Source organism: Pseudomonas sp. (genome assembly GCF_049645325.1).
Classification (GTDB): Bacteria; Pseudomonadota; Gammaproteobacteria; order Pseudomonadales; family Pseudomonadaceae; genus Aquipseudomonas.
Map to the genome: position 1 here is coordinate 1 of NZ_JBARTQ010000486.1, position 1,697 is coordinate 1,697.

1 protein-coding gene, 1 tRNA gene and 1 pseudogene are annotated in these 1,697 nt (G+C 57.5%); 2 read left to right on the top strand and 1 reads right to left on the bottom strand.

Annotated features, from left to right (window positions below; translation table 11 throughout):
• Nucleotides 1-32: 32 nt before the first annotated feature.
• Nucleotides 33-368 carry a DUF6124 family protein gene (locus tag WBB95_RS20835; RefSeq protein ID WP_424489301.1) on the bottom strand — a complete coding sequence of 112 codons (336 nt, stop codon included), beginning with the start codon at nucleotides 366-368 and terminating at the stop codon, nucleotides 33-35.
• A gap of 658 nt (nucleotides 369-1,026) precedes the next feature.
• Between WBB95_RS20835 and WBB95_RS20840 the strand changes: the two genes are divergently transcribed.
• Together WBB95_RS20840 and WBB95_RS20845 are read left to right on the top strand one after the other, a co-directional pair.
• Nucleotides 1,027-1,101 (top strand) — tRNA-Lys (locus tag WBB95_RS20840).
• A gap of 52 nt (nucleotides 1,102-1,153) precedes the next feature.
• Nucleotides 1,154-1,697: pseudogene (locus tag WBB95_RS20845) on the top strand (hypothetical protein); the annotation flags it as partial.

A 1,697-nucleotide genomic window follows, 5' to 3' on the forward strand; every position in this document is an offset into this window, starting at 1 on the left:
TTCCCACGCAGAGCGTGGGAACGATCGGTGCCTCAGGCCGTTGGGTGGGCCACGTTCAACGCCTTGTCCACCAGCAGTTGCACGCCTTCGATCATGCGGCAGATGCCCAGCGCGACGTTGCGTTGGGAGCCTTCGATTTCAAAGGCCATGTGGTTGGCGATATCGCAGATGGACGCGAGGTCCTGGGAGGCGTTGACCAGCAAGGTTTCGGTGCCCAGGTCGGCGCGTACGGTGAAGATCCCTTCGCTGGGTTCGGGTATGGGTTTGCCGGGATTGAGGTAGTGATTGATCGCGCGGTAGGCCACTTCGTGCAGGGTGCTGGTGTCGAAGTCTGAGTGGCCTGGGGGATTTGGGCTGTCTTTGATCATGGTGGAACTCCAAGGGAAATGGAGCTGCCACGCTTCGCGGTCAAACGAATTAGGGTGGCAGCTATACGCGGGTTGACCGACCGGTCCCGAGGAGCCCGGCATACCCGAAGGTATCCCGCGTACAGCTGCCGCGACACGATACAGCAGACGCAAAAAAAACGCCTGAAATCGATGATGGCAGTCATGTACCTCGGGGTCGGACGGTCAAATCCGGCCGCTGATTTGGCAGCGACGTCGGAGAGGTTAGTCAGCACCTTTCCGAGCCACAACCTGAATCCCTTGTCGGAAAATTCCGAGAGTCGCAAACCCAGTGCACCGTTTATCGCCGCCGTGAATCATTCGGTTTCCGTACTCATCAGTTTATTCAACGACGAGGATAAAAGCTGCCAGCTTTGAGCGAAACGCGGTCGAGCAGTCGGGCAAAAAACCTGTGGCGAGGGTTCTACTCAGGGGCGGGTGGGTTGAGACGATCCGGCAGGTGGAGCTGGCGCTTTTGTAACATTTACGGGCGCCGAGTAATTCGGCAAGCAATTTGGAGTGATGGGTCGAGGTCTCCGGTGGTGTTGACAGAAAAGAAGCAGATTGTCGTCAGCTATTGCTTAATGAAGACTTTGGACCTTCACATTTTTTTGCGGCTACCCGACAATGCAACTCTTGTTCCGGAGTAGTTCAGCGGTAGAACACTCGGCTCTTAACCGGGTGGGCGCTGGTTCGAATCCAGCCTCCGGACCCATCACATGACAAGGCAATCTGGACACGTCTCCAGAGCACACGGAGTGACTGGTATGGACGCGGGTTATGCGGTCTTCCAACTGTCCAAGACGCTGATTGCGCACGATCAAACCAGCGGCCCTCTCGCTCGCTTCAATGCCCGCAGACGTATCTCACACTGGCAGCAGGTGATTGCACACATACTGCAAGGCACCGCTGAGTACGGATCGCGCACCCCGGTCGCCGAGATTCCCGCCTGGGTTACGCTGGAAGTCATTACGGGCGGTTTTGCTACCGGTAATCTGTTGGCAGGTGGCGAATTGACCGGCTACGAGCGTGAGCTGGCTGCCTCCATTCCGGGTATTCGCCAGGGCTTCGAGCGGTTGGATATCAATGCCTGGCATCTGACGGATGACGGCCTTGAGGCGCTGCAACAGCGCCTGGTCAGTTGTGACTACCGAGTTGATGTACCGGAAGAGGCCGCGCTACTGACAGTGGCATGGCTATCCGGCCAGCGGCGCACCGAGGAGGCTCGGGCACTGATAAACGTGATTGTTCCGTTCTTTGACCGGCTGCGTTTCTTTCCGTCGAACTGCGCAAATCTGCCGATTTCAGCCA